This window comes from Pseudomonas rossensis (assembly GCF_039888995.1).
Classification (GTDB): Bacteria; Pseudomonadota; Gammaproteobacteria; order Pseudomonadales; family Pseudomonadaceae; genus Aquipseudomonas; species Aquipseudomonas rossensis.
On record NZ_JBBWCB010000369.1, the window covers coordinates 1 to 260 of the forward strand.

General features: G+C 61.5%; 1 protein-coding gene. It reads right to left on the minus strand.

The features are described from left to right. Positions 1-260, minus strand: a 260-nt coding sequence (locus WLY71_RS30915; RefSeq protein WP_347806608.1) for a hypothetical protein, incomplete at both ends; no start/stop codon positions are given.

The following is a 260-nucleotide window of genomic DNA, read 5'->3' on the forward strand; positions in this document are numbered from 1 at the left end:
CCGATCACCAGGGTACCGACATTGGCGATGGTCGCGGTTTCACCGGCCTGGTACTGAGTACCGCCGACCGTGAAATTAACTACGCTGACCGGGCCGTCGACGCTGCTGGTGCCGGTGAGGACGCTGCCGTTGACTGGGGCGTCTTCGCTGGTGGTCACGGTTTCGCTGATGTCGGTGAAGCTGTCATCGACCGGGGTGACGCTGATGTTCAAGGTCGAGGTGACATTGCTGCCGGAACCGTCAGTCACGGTGTAGCTCAC